Source organism: Sphingobium sp., assembly GCF_035511395.1.
In the GTDB taxonomy this organism is placed as follows: domain Bacteria; phylum Pseudomonadota; class Alphaproteobacteria; order Sphingomonadales; family Sphingomonadaceae; genus Sphingobium.
On the sequence record NZ_DATKFP010000441.1, the window covers coordinates 16,834 to 34,472 of the forward strand.

At 65.2% G+C, this 17,639-nt stretch carries 18 protein-coding genes; 12 read left to right on the top strand and 6 right to left on the bottom strand.

Annotated elements, in window-relative coordinates; genetic code table 11:
* Positions 1-2 precede the first annotated feature (2 nt).
* The 5 genes from rsmI (at position 3) to VMR39_RS29315 (ending at position 3,503) form a co-directional block, all read left to right on the top strand.
* Positions 3-845: a 16S rRNA (cytidine(1402)-2'-O)-methyltransferase gene (gene rsmI / locus VMR39_RS29295; RefSeq protein WP_325421880.1), complete on the top strand. Its 843-nt coding sequence runs from the start codon at positions 3-5 to the stop codon at positions 843-845.
* Positions 842-1,210: a YraN family protein gene (locus VMR39_RS29300; protein WP_325421882.1), complete on the top strand. Its 369-nt coding sequence runs from the start codon at positions 842-844 to the stop codon at positions 1,208-1,210. Before rsmI ends, VMR39_RS29300 begins: the two co-directional genes overlap by 4 nt.
* A 43-nt stretch (positions 1,211-1,253) precedes the next feature.
* Positions 1,254-2,228 carry a glutathione synthase gene (gene gshB, locus VMR39_RS29305; RefSeq protein WP_325421884.1) on the top strand — a complete coding sequence of 325 codons (975 nt, stop codon included), beginning with the start codon at positions 1,254-1,256 and terminating at the stop codon, positions 2,226-2,228.
* 118 nt (positions 2,229-2,346) lie between these two features.
* Positions 2,347-2,946: a DedA family protein gene (locus VMR39_RS29310; protein WP_325421886.1), complete on the top strand. Its 600-nt coding sequence runs from the start codon at positions 2,347-2,349 to the stop codon at positions 2,944-2,946.
* Between the two features lie 167 nt (positions 2,947-3,113).
* Positions 3,114-3,503 carry a BA14K family protein gene (locus VMR39_RS29315; protein ID WP_325421888.1) on the top strand — a complete coding sequence of 130 codons (390 nt, stop codon included), beginning with the start codon at positions 3,114-3,116 and terminating at the stop codon, positions 3,501-3,503.
* A gap of 65 nt (positions 3,504-3,568) precedes the next feature.
* Here the strand turns inward: VMR39_RS29315 and VMR39_RS29320 are convergent, their stop codons facing one another.
* Positions 3,569-4,471: a tyrosine recombinase XerC gene (locus VMR39_RS29320; RefSeq protein WP_325421890.1), complete on the bottom strand. Its 903-nt coding sequence runs from the start codon at positions 4,469-4,471 to the stop codon at positions 3,569-3,571.
* 245 nt (positions 4,472-4,716) lie between these two features.
* Between VMR39_RS29320 and VMR39_RS29325 the strand changes: the two genes are divergently transcribed.
* From VMR39_RS29325 to nadA, 4 genes are all read left to right on the top strand, one after another.
* Positions 4,717-5,937 (top strand): hypothetical protein, encoded by a 1,221-nt coding sequence (locus VMR39_RS29325; RefSeq protein WP_325421892.1) that lies wholly within the window; start codon positions 4,717-4,719, stop codon positions 5,935-5,937.
* Positions 5,938-5,998: 61 nt separating this feature from the next.
* Positions 5,999-6,877, top strand: coding sequence for an MBL fold metallo-hydrolase (locus VMR39_RS29330; protein WP_325421894.1), 879 nt, complete (start codon positions 5,999-6,001; stop codon positions 6,875-6,877).
* The gene (locus tag VMR39_RS29335; protein ID WP_325421896.1) at positions 6,862-7,581 is read left to right on the top strand and encodes a DUF4230 domain-containing protein; all 720 of its coding nucleotides are present in this window, start codon (positions 6,862-6,864) and stop codon (positions 7,579-7,581) included. The genes VMR39_RS29330 and VMR39_RS29335 overlap by 16 nt, the downstream gene beginning before the upstream one ends.
* Positions 7,582-7,625: 44 nt before the next feature.
* Positions 7,626-8,612 carry a quinolinate synthase NadA gene (gene nadA / locus VMR39_RS29340; protein ID WP_325421898.1) on the top strand — a complete coding sequence of 329 codons (987 nt, stop codon included), beginning with the start codon at positions 7,626-7,628 and terminating at the stop codon, positions 8,610-8,612.
* A gap of 133 nt (positions 8,613-8,745) precedes the next feature.
* On the opposite strand, the gene VMR39_RS29345 is transcribed toward nadA, so the two are convergent.
* Together VMR39_RS29345 and VMR39_RS29350 are read right to left on the bottom strand one after the other, a co-directional pair.
* Positions 8,746-9,231: an SRPBCC domain-containing protein gene (locus VMR39_RS29345; protein ID WP_325421900.1), complete on the bottom strand. Its 486-nt coding sequence runs from the start codon at positions 9,229-9,231 to the stop codon at positions 8,746-8,748.
* Positions 9,228-9,575 carry a metalloregulator ArsR/SmtB family transcription factor gene (locus VMR39_RS29350; protein WP_325421902.1) on the bottom strand — a complete coding sequence of 116 codons (348 nt, stop codon included), beginning with the start codon at positions 9,573-9,575 and terminating at the stop codon, positions 9,228-9,230. The genes VMR39_RS29345 and VMR39_RS29350 overlap by 4 nt, the downstream gene beginning before the upstream one ends.
* A gap of 73 nt (positions 9,576-9,648) precedes the next feature.
* Here VMR39_RS29350 and nadC point away from each other — a divergent pair, with 73 nt between their 5' ends.
* On the top strand, positions 9,649-10,512 hold the full coding sequence (gene nadC / locus VMR39_RS29355; RefSeq protein WP_325421904.1) for a carboxylating nicotinate-nucleotide diphosphorylase: 864 nt from the start codon (positions 9,649-9,651) through the stop codon (positions 10,510-10,512).
* The gene (locus VMR39_RS29360) at positions 10,505-11,329 is read left to right on the top strand and encodes a ribonuclease T2 (protein WP_325421906.1); all 825 of its coding nucleotides are present in this window, start codon (positions 10,505-10,507) and stop codon (positions 11,327-11,329) included. Before nadC ends, VMR39_RS29360 begins: the two co-directional genes overlap by 8 nt.
* Positions 11,330-11,339: 10 nt before the next feature.
* Here the strand turns inward: VMR39_RS29360 and VMR39_RS29365 are convergent, their stop codons facing one another.
* Positions 11,340-11,762, bottom strand: coding sequence for a DUF4112 domain-containing protein (locus VMR39_RS29365; protein WP_325421908.1), 423 nt, complete (start codon positions 11,760-11,762; stop codon positions 11,340-11,342).
* 21 nt (positions 11,763-11,783) lie between these two features.
* Positions 11,784-13,280, bottom strand: a complete 1,497-nt coding sequence (locus tag VMR39_RS29370; protein ID WP_325421910.1) for an ABC transporter substrate-binding protein — start codon at positions 13,278-13,280, stop codon at positions 11,784-11,786.
* A gap of 144 nt (positions 13,281-13,424) precedes the next feature.
* Between VMR39_RS29370 and VMR39_RS29375 the strand changes: the two genes are divergently transcribed.
* On the top strand, positions 13,425-14,837 hold the full coding sequence (locus tag VMR39_RS29375; RefSeq protein ID WP_325421912.1) for an OprO/OprP family phosphate-selective porin: 1,413 nt from the start codon (positions 13,425-13,427) through the stop codon (positions 14,835-14,837).
* 242 nt (positions 14,838-15,079) lie between these two features.
* Here the strand turns inward: VMR39_RS29375 and VMR39_RS29380 are convergent, their stop codons facing one another.
* Positions 15,080-17,623 carry a penicillin-binding protein 1A gene (locus tag VMR39_RS29380; RefSeq protein WP_325421914.1) on the bottom strand — a complete coding sequence of 848 codons (2,544 nt, stop codon included), beginning with the start codon at positions 17,621-17,623 and terminating at the stop codon, positions 15,080-15,082.
* Between the last annotated feature and the right edge of the window lie 16 nt (positions 17,624-17,639).

The following is a 17,639-nucleotide window of genomic DNA, read 5'->3' on the forward strand; positions in this document are numbered from 1 at the left end:
TTATGGAAACTCGAAATTCAGGGCTTGAACCCGGGCTTTATATCGTGGCGGGGCCGATCGGCAACCTCGGAGACCTTACGCCGCGCGGGGCCGAAGTCCTGCGGCTGGCCGATGTGGTCGCCGTGGAAGATACACGGGTGAGCGCACGGTTGCTGCGCCATGCCGGATCGGACCGGCCGATGATTCCCTATCACGACCATAGTGCGGAAAACGTCCGGCAACGGCTGGTCGACCGGATGGCGGGCGAATCGGTCGCCCTGCTGTCGGACGCGGGAACGCCTCTCATCTCCGATCCTGGCTACAAGCTGGTACGGGACGCGCGCGCGGCAGGGCGCAGGATCACGACGCTGCCCGGTCCCAGCGCGGCGATCGCGGCGCTGACGCTGTCGGGCCTGCCGACCGATCGCTTCCTGTTCATGGGCTTCCTGCCCAACAAGGCGAAGGCGCGGGGCGACACGCTGGACGAAGTGGCGGCGCTGCGCGCGACGTTGGTCTTCTATGAAAGCGGCCCGCGCCTGTCGGAAAGCCTGTCGGCCATGGCCGCGCATTTGGGTGATCGCGAGGCCGCAGTCAGCCGCGAAATCAGCAAAGCGTTCGAGGAAACGGCCACCGGCACGCTCAGCGAACTCTCCGCCCGCTATGCCGATGCGCCGCCCAAGGGAGAAATCGTCGTCATCGTCGGCCCGCCCGGCGAAGCGCCGCCGCCCAGCGCTGAGGATGCCGACGCCGCGCTGCTGGAAGCCATGACTCGGCTGCCGGTGTCCAAGGCGGCAGGCGAGGTAGCCAAGAAAGTCGGCCTCGACCGCCGCACGCTCTACGACCGGGCGATGGAATTGAAGGGGTGAGGAAGCCCGTCGGCGCAAAGCTGGCAGCGGAAAAGCGCGGGCGGCAGGCCGAGCGCATCGCCGCCTGGTGGCTGCGCCTCAAGGGCTGGCAGATTGTCGGCCGCCGTATGCGCACCCCCGCTGGCGAGGTCGATCTGGTCGCGCGGCGAGGCGCGATGCTCGCCTTCGTCGAGGTGAAGGCGCGGGCGAGCGCAGTGGAACTGGACCTCGCCATTGACGAACGCCGCTTGGCGCGGGTCGCGGCGGCGGCGGAACTGCTCTGGCACGATCTTGCAAAAGCGGGCGACGACATGCGAATCGACGTCATCCTCCTTGCACCCGGCCGCCCGCCACGCCATCTGGCCAATGTCTGGCATGGGGGATAACTGCCGCCCAGCGCTCCATATTCCGTTAGTGGAAGGTTTTTAGATGACCGAACTCAACCCCCTGACCGTCGCTGTGCAGATGGATCCGATGGAGAGCATCAAGATCGGGGGCGATTCGACCTTCCACATCATGCTGGCAGCGCAGGCGCGGGGGCATAGGCTCTATCATTATCTGGCGCCGGACCTGACCTTCCGCGACGGGCGCGTACTGGCGCAGACGCGGCCGGTGAAGGTGCAGAAGGTCGATGGCGATCATTTCGTCTTTGGCGAGCCGGAAATGCTGGATCTTGGTCGCGACGTCGATGTCGTGCTGATGCGGCAGGATCCGCCCTTCGACCTCAGCTACATCACCGCCACCCATCTGCTGGAACGGGTGCAGGCGGAAACGCTGGTGGTCAACGACCCGGCCAGCGTCCGCAACGCGCCCGAAAAGCTGTTCGTGCTCGACTATGCGCGCTTCATGCCGCCGACGATGATCACCCGCGACCTCGCCGAGGTGAAGAGCTTCCTGGCCGAGCATGGTGAGATCGTGGTGAAGCCGCTCTACGGCAATGGCGGCGTGGCGGTGTTCCATGTCGGCAGCAACGGCGCGAACCTGTCGTCGCTGGTGGAACTGTTCAAGGCGTCGTGGGTCGAACCCTTCATGGTTCAGGCCTTCATCCCCGGCGTCGCGGAAGGCGACAAGCGCATCGTGCTGGTCGATGGCGAGGTCGCAGGCGCGGTCAACCGCATCCCCGGCAAGGGCGAGATTCGCTCTAACCTCGCCGTCGGCGGATCGGCGGCCAAGACCGAACTGACGCAGAAGGAACGCGAAATCTGCGCTGCGCTTGGCCCGGAATTGAAGGCTCGTGGCCTGCTGTTCGTCGGCATCGACGTGATCGGCGGCGAATGGCTGACGGAGATCAACGTGACGTCCCCCACCGGCATCGTGTCGATTGATGCCTTCGACGGCAGCGATACCGGCGGCATGATCTGGGACGCGATCGACGCGCGGCTGGCGGCGCGAGCGGCGGCTTGAGTCCAATGGCCTACCTTGGTCATCCCAGCGAAAGCTGGGATCTCGCTTCTTCTTTCCCCATCCGCGCGAAGAGAGATGCCAGCCTTCGCCGGCATGACGAGATAATGGGGCAGGCCGGATGACCGACTGGGTTCTCCGCCTGATCGACTCGGGTGGATATTGGGGGATTTTCTTCCTGATGATCCTCGAAAATGTCTTTCCGCCGATCCCGTCCGAACTCATCATGGGCATTGGCGGCATCCGCGTCGGGCAGGGGCGAATGGCGATGGAATGGCTGCTGCTGGCGGGCACCGTGGGCACCACCATCGGCAATTATTTCTGGTATCTGGTTGGCCATATGCTGGGCTTTCATCGTCTTAAGCCGCTGGTGGATCGCTATGGCCGCTGGGCCACTCTGGAATGGCGCGATGTCGAGGCACTTGACCATCTGTTCGGCAAATATGGCCAGATCGTCGTTTTCGTCTTCCGCTTCATGCCAGCCTTCCGCACGATGATCTCGTTACCCGCCGGTCTGTTTCGCATGGGACATGTCCGTTTCCTGCTCTGGACGGCGGGCGGGGCGCTGATCTGGAACATCATCCTGGCCTATGCCGGCTATGTGCTGGGGCAGAATTTCCGCGACATCGACCAATATGTGGGGCCGGCCGCCACCATCTTCGTGGTTGGAGCGGTGATCCTCTATCTCTGGCGGCTGGCGACCTGGCGGCCACGGGGCTGACTGTCAGAAGGGGATCTTGATCCCCACCATCACCCGCTGCGAACTGGCGCCTCGACTCATGCAAAATATGGCGAGCGAACGGGCGGAGTCGGGACGGCTCGGGGCCGGAACCTTTGCGCGTCTGTCAGGTTTTGGCGAACGTTGTTCGCCATGCGCAGGAGGTTCCTATGTCCGCACGATTGACGGCCTTGTTGGGGACGATGCTGATCGCCGCCATGCCACTCGCGCTGTCCGCCCAGCCGGCACCGCATCCGTCCGCCGAACGGGCGCGAGGCCCCGGCGCGCCCGTTCGGCCCGAGGGTAATCGGCCGGTCGCACCGCATCCCGAAGCCGATCGCCCCGGCGCCAGCCATCCTGAAGCGGGCCGGGAAGGAAATGGCTATGGCCGTTGGGACGATCGCTGGGGGAAGCACCCGCCCGAGCCGCCGCGCCACTGGACCAACCGGGGCGACTGGTATCGTCATGTCCGCGCTTGCCGGGATCGCTATCGCAGCTATGATCCGCGCACCGACATGTTCACCCTGCGCCGTGGCACGATGCGGCGTTGCACCCTATAGAGGTTTCTGAAGTCAGCTGGAAAAGCCGACTGCTCGCAAAATGCGGTAATCCACAGGCTCTGACTTTACGCCCTTGGATGCGCGTTGCGGTAGATGTCCAGCAAGTGGGCGGCATCGACCTGCGTGTAGATCTGCGTCGACGACAGGCTGGCATGGCCCAGCAGTTCCTGAAGCGATCGCAGGTCCGCGCCTCGCCCCAGCAAATGGGTCGCGAAACTGTGCCGCAGCGCGTGCGGCGTGGTCCGGTCCGACAGGCCCAACCGTCCGCGTGCGCCCTGCACCGCGCGGCGGATGAGGGCGGGGGAGAGCGGGCCGCCCCGCGCGCCGCGGAACAATGACTCATCGCGTGAGACCGGGTGAGGGCATTGGTCGATATAGGTTTCGATCGCCTGCCGGACCTGCGGCAGCAGCGGCACGATCCGCATCTTGTTGCGTTTGCCGGTGACGCGCAGCGTGTCGCCGAGCGGCAGGATGTCGCCCTTCAGCCCCATCGCCTCGCCAATGCGCAGCCCCGCCCCATAAAGCAACAGCAGCACCGCCCAGTCGCGCGCGCCGATCCAGCCTTCTCGCGCGGTTTCGGCAATATCCTCGGCCAGCGCCACCGCTTCGTCTGGGGAGACGGGGCGGGGCAGGCCACGCTTGACCCGTGGTCCCTTGAGCTGCGGCACCCGCGCCTCGTCGCCGCCGACGAACTTCAGGAAGCCGCGCACCGCCGACAATTCGCGCGCCGCCGACAGATTGCCAATCCCGTCCATCCGCCGACGGGTGAGAAAGGCGCGCAGGTCCGCCTGCTCGATCGCGCCCAGCATGGCCGCGTCCGCAGACCGGCCATGATGCTCTTCCAGGAACGCGAGCAGCCGTTCCGCCGTCGCCACATAGGCCCGCACCGTATGCACCGACCGCCGCCGGTCGAGGGCGAGATGCTGGCGCCAGCGTTCGGGCCAGCGTTCGGGAAGAAGGGAAGGCATGGCGTCAGGATAGGCCAGACATGCTGCAAAGGGAATGTGGCGGTGCGAACTTCGTCGATGGTTCCGCAACGATTTTTCAACGCCATACTGCATATGATGGGCAAGACATGATCCGACAGAGCAGGTTGATGCTGATTTCCCACATTCGTGCGTTTTCAAAGCAGGTGGAATCGCCCGCTGACTCGGAAAACGCAGCAGATAAACGCCTGGAGCAGCCGAGCCGACGCGATCGTATCAGCGCGCCGATGGTTGGACGCGCCGCACCGGCGCTGTCCGGCTGGCTTGGCCTGCCTTTCTCGACCTGGCTGGTCGTGCTTGCCTATTTCACGCTGACGCTCGGCGTGGCGCTCTCGATTCCCTTTCCCAGCCAGATCGACGAACTGCCCCATCTGTCGGTGATCCGCAGCCAGTTCGAACATTTCCAGTTGTTCCCTGAATGGAGCAGCTATCGGCAACTGGAAGTGGATGATCTGACGCGCTGGTCCGCCAATCCCAACTATATCAATCATCCCTCGCTCTATTATGCGCTGCTCGCGCCGCTGATGGCGATCACGGCCAGCCCCCTGCCCTTTCGCATCGTCAATGTGCTGCTGTCGACCGGCGCGCTGACGCTGATAGTCCTGTCGGTGCGCCGCCATTTTGTGGAGCAGGCCGTGCCGATCACCCCCTTCGCCATCATCACCGCATGCTTTCCCAAGGCGGCCTTGGTCGGCGGGATGGTGAACAACGACAATCTGTCGGCACTCGCCGGCGCCCTGCTGCTTGCCGGGATGGTGGGCCTGCCCGGCGCTGGCTGGTGGATCATGGCGGCTCTGGCGATTGCCGGCTGGACGAAGCTGACCGCCTTCATCGCGCTCGGCGCAGTGGCCGGTACCTGGTTGGGGCTGGGATGGCTGCGGGGTGACCGGCGGCTGACCGACCGGATGATCCTGCTCGCTGCGTTCGGCATTCTGATCGGCCTGTTGCCCTATGTTGTGACCTGGCTGCGCACCGGCCATCTAATTTGGGTCAACGCGGATATATGGCGTGTCCCGCTCGACCGGCGCGCGCATTATGATCTGGCCGGTTTCGCAGGCTTTTTCCTGAGAGCGCTGGTGCTGAAATGGCCGGCGGCGGAGGGCATCTATCCGTTCCCTCTCGCCTTACTGACCCTGTGCCTGCCGCTGGTCCTGGCCGCCATCGGACTGCGCCGGCCAGCGCTCCGGTCGATCGGTCTGGCCTATGCCGTCGGTCTGGCCCTTCTGTTCGGGGCACATTTCCTGTTCGGCTGGCGGAGTTTCCAGGCGCTGGGCGACCTGACCATCATGCAGGTCCGCTATTATAACGTCCTCTGGCCGGGGATCGCGCTGGCGGCATCGGCTGCCCTTGCACCGCTGTGGACGCGTCAGCGCTGGACCGCATGGGTTGTGCTGGCTGTCGGGTTGCTGCCGACGATGCTGGGGGGCATGGTGATCGCAGCGATCTGACGCTGTTTTGCCCGGCACCGCGCGCCCTTGAAATCCGCGCGGAAATGGGCACATGGGACGCATGGCTACCCCTTTCGATCCGGCCGAACTGCCGACCGGACTCCTGATGCCGCTCAGCCCTCTGGTGGCTCGCGTGCTGGCGCCCAATCCGTCGCCTTTCACCTACACGGGCACGCAGACCTATGTGGTGGGGGCACAAGCTGTCGCGATCATCGATCCCGGCCCGGACGATGCGGATCATCTGGCCGCGCTGATCGCGGCGATCGCGGGCCGTCCGGTGGTGGCTATCCTTTGCACCCATACCCATCGCGACCATAGCCCTGCCGCCCGCCCGCTGGCGCAGGCGACCGGCGCGCCGGTGATTGGCTGTGCGCCGCTGACGCTGGACGATGACGGGCCGCGCGCCGATGCGGCCTTCGATGCCGATTATCGCCCCGATCGCATCCTGACCGATGGCGAGCGGGTGACGGGGCAGGGCTGGACGCTGGAGGCGGTGGCGACGCCGGGCCATACGTCGAACCATCTCTGCTTCGCGCTGCTGGAGGAGAATGTCCTCTTCACCGGCGATCATGTGATGGGCTGGTCGACCAGCGTCATTTCGCCGCCCGACGGTGACATGTCCGCCTATATGCGATCGATGCAGCGGCTGCTCGATCGCGCCGATGCGATCTACTATCCGGCGCATGGCGATCCGATCGAGATGCCGCAGCGGCTGGTGCGCGGCATGATGGGCCATCGCAAGCAGCGCGAGGGGCAGATTCTCCGCTTTCTGGAACGTAATGGCGAGAGCGCCATCCCGGACATGGTGGCGGATATGTACAAGGGCGTCGATCCGCGCCTCTATGGCGCGGCGGGCCGATCAGTGCTGGCTCACCTGATCGATCTGGACGGGCGTGGCCTTGCCGCGCCCACCGGGGACGGGCGATGGCAGATACGCTGAAACGCTATGGCGGGCCGGTCGCGCTGGCGCTGCTGATTCTGCTGGCCGGCGCGGCGATTCTGGTCGGCTGGCAACGCTATAATCGCGACTATGTGGTCGCGGTCGAGGATGACGGCTCGGCGGTGACGAACATCATCGCGGAGAAGATCTCAGGCTCGGCCAGCCTGCGCGTGTCGCAACTGAACGGCACGATCCAGAGTACGGCGCGCGATGTGCGCGGCTTTGGCTGGCTGAAATCCGATCAGGTGGTGAAGATGCCCTATTCGGTCGATTATTTCGTCGATCTGGGCGGACTGACGGCGCGCGATCTGGAGTGGGACGAGAAGAGCCGCACTCTAATCGTCAACGCTCCCGACGTGACGTCGGGCAAGCCCAATCTGGACGAGGCGCAGCGCACTTTGGTCCGCACCAGCGGCCTGTTCGTGACGCGCGAGGCGGGCGAGGAGCTGAGCCGTCGCACATCGGTCCATGCGCAGGCCCGCGCCGAAGCCTCCGCGCGCTCCCCCGAGCGCATGGCGCAGGCGCGCGAATATGGTCGTGCGGCGATCGCGAAGATCATGGCCGCGCCGCTCGGCGCCATGGGCTATGGCGACGTGCGCGTGCTCGTCACCTTCCCGCCGGAACGCAAGGACGACAGGCGGGAGCGCTGGGACGTCACGACGCCGATCAATGAGGTACTGGCCAACAAGCGGCAGCAGCGCTAGGGCGCGGGCAAAGGGCCAGCAATGGGACCGAGGAGTTACAGGGTATGAACGCTTTCACCGGGATTCCGCAGGGTACTGACCTGCGCGCGGAAATCGACCGCCTTCGCAAGGAGCGCAACGCCGTCATCCTCGGCCATTATTATCAGTCGCCCGAGATTCAGGACTTGTCCGATTTCGTCGGCGACAGCCTCGAGCTGTCGCGCAAGGCGGCGGAGACGGATGCCGACGTCATCGCCTTTTGCGGCGTGCGCTTCATGGCGGAGACGGCCAAGATCCTGTCGCCCGAAAAGATCGTCGTGCTGCCGGACATGGACGCCGGTTGCAGCCTGGAAGACAGCTGCCCGCCCGCCCAGTTCAAGGCGTTCCGCGAGGCGCATCCCGATCATATCGCGCTCAGCTACATCAACTGTTCGGCAGAGGTGAAGGCACTCAGCGACATCATCGTGACGTCGTCTTCCGCCGAGAAGATTCTCGCGCAGATTCCCAAGGAGCAGAAGATCATCTTCGGCCCCGACAAGCATCTGGGCGGCTATCTGAAGCGCAAGCTGGGCCGCGACATGCTGCTGTGGCCGGGCGTGTGCATCGTGCATGAGGCGTTCAGCGAAACCGAGTTGCTGAAGCTCAAGGCCCAGCATCCTGACGCTCCGGTCGCTGCGCACCCGGAATGCCCGCCCTATATCGTCGACCATGCCGACTATGTCGGATCGACCAGCGGCATCCTCGACTTCGCAAAGACCATGCCCGGCGATACGCTGATCGTCGCGACCGAACCGCACATCATCCACCAGATGCAAAAAAGCGTGCCGGACAAGAATTTCATCGGCGCGCCGGGTGCGGATGGCAACTGCAACTGCAACATCTGCCCCTATATGGCGCTCAACACGATGGAGAAGCTGTACCTGTCGCTCCGCGACCTCCAGCCCCGCATCGAAATGGACGAGACGCTGCGCATCGCCGCCAAGAAGAGCCTCGACAGGATGCTCGAAATGGCGAGCGGGACCGTGGGTCAGGGGGATGTCGGCGCGCGTTGAGGCGAGCTAACCCGCCTCCGTTCGCCCTGAGCTTGTCGAAGGGCCTTCTTCTTGAAAAAGAGAGAAGGGCTTCGGCAGGCTCAGCCCGAACGGCTTTTTGTTGAATGCTTAGTTCAAGATGCTCCGGCGGCCATCAGCCCCCTCCCATTTCCGCCACCATCTCACGCACCTCGTCCGCCAGCAGGTCGAGGCTGGATTCGGTGCCTTCCGTAAAGCCCAGGCCGCGATATTCGTCGCGCACCGCCTGGCTTTCGAAGGCGGTATGATGGGTCAGCAGCGTGCGCCCCTCCGCATCCTCGTCGAAGCTCAGGGTCGTCACCATGACCGGCGATCCAAGCGCTTCGAAGCTGTTGTCGTAGCGGATGCGCAGGTTCGGCACGATTTCCACATAGGTGCCGCCAAAGGGTGGTCCGAGTTCGCCAGCATCGCTGGTCATCTGGAAATGGAAGCGGCCACCGACGCGGAAATCCATCTCGCATGTGCTGAGCGGCCAGCCGACCGGGCCGAACCAGCGCTTCACATGCACCGGGTCGGCATGGGCCGCGAAGACCAGATGCGCGGGCGCGTCAATCAGGCGGCTGATGGTGATGGCGCGGACATTTTCGGGTTCTTCGCTCATATATCCTCTCCTTTCAGATCCTGTAGATACGTATCGAGACGGTCATAGCTTGTGGTCCAGAACGCCTTGTAATGGTCGATCCACCGGGCGGCGGCCTCCAGCGGTGCGGCCTCCAGCCGGACAGGGCGGGTCTGCGCCGCGCGGCCGCGTGACACGAGGCCGGCCTGTTCCAATATCTTCAGATGTTTGGACACCGTCGGCTGGCTGAGGCCGGACGGTTCGACGAGCGCGTTCACCGTCGATTCGCCATGCGCCAGCTGCGCCAGCATGGCGCGGCGGGTCGGGTCGGCCAGAGCGCCAAAAATGCGGTCCAACTGCTCTGCAGTCACAATATCGCTCTCCATCTATATAGTCATTTGGCTATATAGCAATCGAGGGGGTGTCAACCGTCACGCGACTGTGCCACATCCCCGTGCGATGACCCGTGATTCTCAGATATCCTCGCTGTCCGGCTTCGACCTCGATGCCTTTGTGGCGGCCACCCTCGCCGAAGATCTTGGCCCCGACGGCTGCGATGTCACCAGCGAAGCGGTGATCCCTGCCGACGCCATGTTCGACGGCGTGATGGACAGCCGCGATGCAGTGACGCTGGCCGGCCTGCCGATCGCTGTCGCCTTCTTCCGCGCACTCGACCCCGATGTGGAGATCGAGCTGCTGCATCAGGATGGCGATCGGGTCGCGGCGGGCACCGACCTGATGCGCATCCGCGGCAAGGCGCGGGCGATGCTGACGGCGGAACGGTCGGCGCTCAACACCGTCCAGCACCTGACTGGCATCGCTACCATGACGCGCGCTTATGTCGATGCGATCCTGGGCACCGGCGCAACTTTGCTCGACACGCGCAAGACGATTCCCGGCCTGCGGGTGCTGGAAAAATATGCGACCCGCATGGGCGGCGCGACTAATCATCGTATGGGCCTGTGGGACGCCGCGATGATCAAGGACAATCATGTTGCCGTCGCAGGAACGGTCGAGGAAGCGGTGCGCCGCGCTGTGGCCGCAGGCGTGGAGCGCATCATCGTCGAGGTCGACCGGATCGATCAGATCGAACCCGCGCTGGCCGCTGGCGCGACCCATTTGCTGCTCGACAATATGGATGCGCCGACCCTGCGCGGCGCGGTCACGCTGATCGGCGGGCGCGTACCGACCGAATCGTCGGGCGGGGTCACGCTGGACACGATCCGCGCCAAGGCCGAAACCGGCGTCACCTATATCAGCGTCGGACGCCTCACCCAATCGGCCCCCGCCGCCGACATCGGACTGGATTTCGCTTATGCTTAAAGCTCTCGTCGCCCCAGCCTTCGTTCTGGCCCTGATCGTCGCGCCCGGCGTGGCGTTGGCCCAGTCCGCGCAGTGCCACATGCCCGCCCAGATCGCCCGGCCCCAGCTGGAAGGGCCGACCGACAAGGAACCCAGGCGCGTCCTGCCGATCGGCAGCTACACGCTGGCGATCAGCTGGTCGCCGCAATATTGCTCGACCGCGCGGGCCCGCAGCAGCCTTCAGTGCGGGGGCAGGACGGGCAAGTTCGGCTTCACCCTGCATGGCCTGTGGCCCGACGGCTATGGCAAGGAATGGCCGCAATATTGCCGTCCGGCCGACCTGGTACCGCGCGAGGTGATCCGTCAGAATCTCTGCAACACACCCTCGCCGCAGCTGATCCAGCATGAATGGTCGAAACATGGCACCTGCATGACGACCAAGCCGGAACTCTATTTCAACCTGTCGCGCGCCTTCTACCAGTCGTTGCGCTACCCTGACATGGGGGCGCTGGCGCGGCGCAAGACGCTGACGGTGGGACAGTTCGCCGAAGCCTTCGCCCGCGCCAACAAGGGGCTGACGGCCGACATGATGCGCGTCACCACCACGCGCGGCAACTGGCTGAGCGAAGTGTGGCTCTGCATGGACCGGGCGCTGGAGTTCACCCGCTGCCCCGCGCATCAGGGCGGCGCGCCCGACAGCGCCTATCTGCGGATCGAGCCGGGTCCGAACATCCCCAATCCGCGCCGTCCCGCCCGGACGCCGACGCCGCAGCGCGAGCCGGGGCTTTTCCTGAACCTTGATCCCAACGCACAGCCGCCGGCCAACGGCACGCGCTGAGGACTCGCGCTTACCCGTCGATCGTCACCGTCGAAGGATGGTGGCGGTCAAGATGCTTGCGGATGATGCGCAGATTCTTGGTGTTCGACTTGTAGAGAAAGTCGAAAATGTCGCCTGCGAAGGGAACGGCCCCGATCACGGTATCGACGCCGACATTGGCGGCCATGCGGGTCAGCTGCCATTTCGACATGCCGAGGTTCCGGGCTTCCCAGACGATCCAGGCGCCCATAGCGGCGGTGGCGATGTCGCCGACCACCGGGATCAGGCCGACGAGGCTGTCCAGCCCGACGCGGCGGTTGGTGCCGGGAATGACGAATAGTCCCTCCAGCACCGCCTCCATCGCTTCGACTCGGCGCCGGATCGAGTTGGGGTCGCGGCCGAAACCGGGCATGTCCCGCACCACGCGATCAAACTGGTCCTGCGAAAGCGCCATCGTCTCTAGTCTCCTTGCCCCTTAGTTGGGGCGGCGGAAGAGATGGTTCAATGGGTGGCGCGCGCGGGGTGACGCCATGAAGCCGGTAAGCCGCTTCGATGCCAGCGACCAGCGGACCGGTGCGCCCAGCGCGATATAGCCATTTTCCGCCTGCATCAGCGCTTCGGCCTCGGCGATGCGTGCTGCGCGCTCCTCGCCGGTGCTGGCCAGGCTGGCGGCCTGTAACTGGGCGTCGGCCGCGTCGTTGCATCGGATCTTGCGGGCGCAGCCGACCCGGCCGAGATACCAGAGCGCGCTGTCATAGGGGGCAACCTCATCGACCAGCCGCAGGTCTGCGTCGGCGCGCATGTCGACGCGCCGGGTGTCGAGGCCGATAGCGGCAAGGTCGCGTCGCAGCATGGTGAACAGCAGCGTGGCGCCCGGCCCGTTGGGCAGCGCGATGCGCAGCGTTGGGGGAGCGCCATTGTCGGCGCGCCAGCGGGTGATGGTGGCGCTGGCCTGGGCGCGGCGCTCCTCCATCGAGAGGCCGGCCCAGGCGGGCGGCGTCGGATTGCGGCCAAGGTCGAGCTGCGACGGCACGATCTGTTCGGTGGTGGCCCACCCGCCCAGCGGGAAAAGGGCCGGCAACTGGCCCCGGTCGATCGTCATGTTGATCGCGGCGCGGACATTGTCGTCGTCGAGCAGCTTGCCTTCGCCCACCACGATCAGGCCGAGCAGACCCTGCACCGGATCGACGCGCACGGCGTCGCGGTCGATTCCTGCGCGCACCAGCAGCGGCAGATCGGTGAAGCGTCCGCCCAGCATCAGCGCCGACTGCCCCTCGCGAAATCGGATGATCGCCAGCGCCGCGCGCTCGCTCCGCAGCACCCGGAGCTGGGAAGGGGGCACGGGTTCTTCCGCCGATACATCGTCGCCGCTCGACCGGTCGATCGGGGTCAGCAGCGACGCCTTGTCCCGCTGGGCGCGGCGATAGGGTCCGGTTCCGCCATCGCGCGACAGGACGCCCATCTGCGGTTGCGCCAGCATCTGGAGGACGAAGGGGCGCGCCGCCGCGAGCTTGATCTCGATCACCTCGCCGGTCATCGGCACGACCGTCTGCACCACGTCCAGCGGCCCGTCGGGATCGAGCCGGCGCAGCGAGACGATGCGCGACATCAGGATGCGTGCAACGTCCGGTGCGGTAACGCGCGTGCCATCGGCCCAGAAAGCCCGGCGTAAACGGAAGATATAGCTGCGCCCGTCATCCTCGACGATCCAGCGCTGGGCCAGGGCGGGGACGATGTCGCCGCTGGCGTCGAAGGCGACCAGCCCCTGCGCCGTGCTTTCCAGCATCAGCTTGGCAGCGGGGTCGGGGAGGTTCTGGAGCGGTTTCGCAAAATCGTCGCGATCGCCGACTACACTCACGACCACCGGCCCGCTGCCCTCGCCCGAGCAGCCACCCAGCATGGCACCGAGCAGGAGTGCGCCTGCCGACAGACCGTGCCGGTAATGGCGATGAAGAAGGGAAAAGGCGCCCATGTCTGCTCAACGACTAGCCGCTCATCGCGTTGCCGCCAACAAGGATCGTGACAAGCGACGATGTCACGAAACTGACATCTATAATACGTCTGTTTGTAACAAAAAATTCATACCGGCGTCGCCGATATGAAAGGGAATCCGACAATGCCCCGCATTCGACTGGCAGCCGGCACCGCGCTGGCGTTGCTGATGCTGCCCATGCCTGCCGCTGCCCAGGCGATCAGCGAAGCGGAGGCGGCGGCGCTGCGCGCGCAGGTCGCTGCGCTCAAGGCGCAGGTCGACCGGCTGGAAGCGCGGCTGAACAGTGCGCCGGTCGCGCCGCAGGCCGCCGCGCCGGCCCCGCCTCCCGCACCGATGCCGACGACAACTGACAAGGCCGTGCAGGTGGCGCAGGCCAAGCCGGCATCCGACACCGCCGTCAGTTGGAAGGGCGGGCCGGTCTTCACCAAGGGCGCAGCCAGCTTCCATGTGAAGGGGCGCATCCAATATGATGCTGGCCTGCTGATGGCGCCCGACAGCGTCGATGATCGCGCCAAGGGCTATTCCAACGAACTGCGCCGCCTGCGTCTGGGCGGAGAAGGCCAGTTGGGCGGCGGCTTCGGCTACAAGCTGGAACTGGAATTGTCGGATAACAGCGTCGATCTGGTCGACACCTTCATCACTTATGAGAAGGGGCCATGGCTTATCACCCTCGGCAACCATAATGCCTTCCAGTCGCTGGACGAACTGATCAGCGATACTGGCGGCGCGGTGATGGAGCGCGCGGCCTTCACCGATGCTTTTGGTTTCGAACGGCGGCTGGGCCTGTCCGCTCAATATCGCACCGGTATTGTACTGGCGCAGGCAGGTATCTTCTCCGACAGCGCCGATTCGCTGACCAACGATTCGGATGGCGCCGACGGCGGCGATGAGAATAACAGCTATGGTGTCGACGGCCGTATCGTGCTGGCGCCCAGGCTCGGCAAGACCCAACTGCATTTCGCCGCATCGGGCCATTGGCGCGACTTCCAGCGGTTGAGCGAAAATCCCCAGCGCTACCGCCAGCGCGCCTATCTCCACAGCGCCAACAGTCGCTTCCTGGCGACGCCGGAAATCGCGGCCGATGGCGAGAGCCATTATGGGCTGGAGTTCGCCGGTGAACGCGGCCCGCTCTGGTGGGCGGGCGAGGCGCACTGGTTGCGCGTGTCGCGGCCGGGTCTTGCCGATCCGACCTTCTTCGGTGGCTATGGCGAGGTCGGCTATGTGCTGACCGGCGAAAGCCGCGGTTACAAGAACGGAATTTTCGGTATCGTGAAACCCGACAGCCCGGTGGGCAGCGGTGGTTGGGGGGCGTTGCAGGCGACGTTGCGCTACGATTATCTCAGCCTCAACGACAAGGATATCGTCGGCGGCACGCAGAACGGGATCATCGCGGCGCTGGTCTGGACGCCTGTCGAATATCTGCGCTTCAACATCAACTATGCGCATCTGGACTATACCGACGCGGCGATCCTGGCCGGTGGCCGAAGCGACTATGGCGTCGACGTCGTCGGCTGGCGCGCGGAACTGGATTTCTGATGAGCGTGGGCAAAAGGTCGACGGTCGAGTTTCCCCGACCTCCGTTCGTCCTGAGCTTGTCGAAGGGCCTTACTTTCTCTTCAAAAACAAGGCTTGCAAGAAAGGGAGCGGCTTCGACGGGCTCAGCCCGAACGGATATCGGGTGTCCGCTCTTGGCCGTAAGCCGACCATAAACCCCATGCATCAAGGCTGACGCATATATCATGAGAGGATTCAGGCGGGGGCAGGTCGCCCCGACCTGATCAGTAAATCCCGCCCTGACCCTCCAGGAAGTCCGCGTCGGTGCGCCGGCGGCCGCTCGAAATGGCCGATGCAGCACGGGCGGCAGCGACCTTGGCCTGTTCCTCCGCTTCTTCCTTGCGGATCGAGCGGCGCGGTTCGGATTCGGGCTTGAAGGCTTCCCAGATGATGGCGGGCTTGGGATCGGTGCCGGGCCAGGCGCCATAGACGCGCTTGCCCGAACGGCGATCGATCGCGACCATGCGGATACCGGCCGGCGCGACGAAAGGCGTCTTGGGCATGGTTTCCAGTACCGGCGCCATCGCCGCCTTCCAGATCGGCGCGGCGATACGGCCACCCTGCGCCCAGCCGCCCAGGCTCCGCGGCTGGTCGTAGCCGATGTAGACGCCCGCGACGATATCGGGCGATCCGCCCACGAACCACACATTGGTCGGGCCATTGGTGGTGCCGGTCTTGCCGAACAGCGGGCGCTTCAGGTCCGCCAGCACCGTCGCGGTGCCGCGCTGGATCACGCCTTCGGTGATGTGGACGACCTGATAGGCGGTCATCGGGTTCATCACCTGCTTGCCCTCCATACCGAAGCGAGGCATCGGCTTGCCGTCCCAGTTGGCCATGTTGCAGCCGTCGCACGGGCGCCAGCGCTGCGGCCAGATCACCTTACCGCGGCGATCCTGGACATAGTCCATCACCTTGGACGGGAACTGGCGGCCCTGATTGGCCAGCGTCGCATAGGCGTTGACCATCCGCTCCACCGTCGTCTCGCCCGCGCCCAGCGCGAAGGAGAGATAGGGCTGATAGTCGCCGATGCCCATCGCCTTGATGGTGCGCACGACGCGGTCCATGCCGGTCTGGCTGGCGGCGCGCACGGTCATCAGGTTGCGCGACTGTTCGACGCCCCAGCGCATCGTCTGCGGCCCGGCGCTGCCGCCGGAGAAGTTGCGGAAGCATTTCTGGCCGAGGCCCGCGCCCTGATAGACGCACAGGGGGCCATCGACGATGATCGACGCCGGGGTCATGCCGTTGTCGAGCGCGGCGGCATAGACGAAGGGCTTGATGGTCGAACCCGGCTGGCGCAGCGCCTGCGTCGCGCGGTTGTAGGAGGACAGGCGCGAATCGAAGCCGCCCTGCATCGCGCGGATGCGGCCCGAATGAACCTCCTGCGCGACCATGCCGCCCGACACTTCGGGAATGTTGCGCAGCGCCCAGCTCGATCCGTTGCGCGCGACGACAATCAGGTCGCCGGGCTTCATCGCCGAGAAAGCGGGGCCGCCGGCCTTGCGGTAGGGCAGTTGCGCCGACCCGGCCGGCAACGTTCCGGTCGACCCGTCGGCAAAACCGATCTGCGCGTCGGACGAGGAGCGGCTGATGATCACCGCGACGCGCCATCCGGCATAGTCGACGTCGACATAGCTGGCGGCGAGTTCGCGTTCCCAGCCCTTGTCGATATCGAGATGGGCGATCGGCCCGGACCAGCCGCGCCCGGCGTCGAAGCGCAGCAGGCCGTTGCGCAGCGCGGTCGATACATTGTCCTGCACCACAGGGTCGTATGGACTGCGCACCCACAGGCCACCGGCATAGACGCTATTGGGGCCATCATCGGCCTTTTCGCCGAACAACTGGATCAGGCGGCGACGCACCTCTTCCATATAATAGCCGCCGGCGCGCGCGTCGAAACCAGAGCCATGGGCGGCGACGGTGCCGAGCGGCATGGCGATCGCGGCGCTGCGCTGGGCGGCGGTGATCCAGCCATTCTTCTCCATCTCGCCCAGCGCCCAGTTGCGGCGATCGATCGCGCGGGCATGGCCGGTCTCGCTTTCGGGGCGGTAATTGGCCGGACCCTTGGGCAGGATGGCGAGATAGGCCATTTCAGGCAGGGCTAGGTCGGCGACATCCTTGTCGAAATAGGCGCGCGCGGCCGCCTGTACGCCATAGGCGTTGCGGCCGAGGAAGATCTGGTTGAGGTAGAGTTCGAGGATCTGCTGCTTGGACAGGACATTTTCCATGCGCCAGGCGAGGATCATTTCCTTCACCTTGCGCGTGGGCGAATATTCGTCGCCGATCAGCAGATTCTTCGCCACCTGCTGGGTGATGGTGGACCCGCCACGGGCGCGTTGGCCCGATCCCAGCTTGCTGGCATAATCGAAGACTGCGCCGGCAAAGCCGGGGAAGTCGACGCCATGATGTTCGAAGAAGGTCTTGTCCTCCGCGGCCAGATAGGCGCGGATCAGAAGCGGCGGATAATCGCTATATTGCAACTGCACGCGACGTTCGCGGGCATAGCTATGCACCGGCTGGCCGTTGATGTCGCGCACCATGGTCGGCAGCGGTGGCTCATATTCCAGCAGCGTTGCCGCATCGGGCAGGCCGCGCGCGAAGATCAGCCAGAACAGGAAGCAGGCGAGCAGGAAACCGCCCAGCAGGATCGCTGCCCAACGGAACAGGCGGCGGCCCCAGAGCGGACGGAGCCGGCCCAGAAAGCCGCCGGCGTCGCGGCGCAGGCGATAAGCGGTAGACGTCGGGGCGGTTTCGGAACGGGCCTCTTCCATGGGAAAGAGGCTCTAG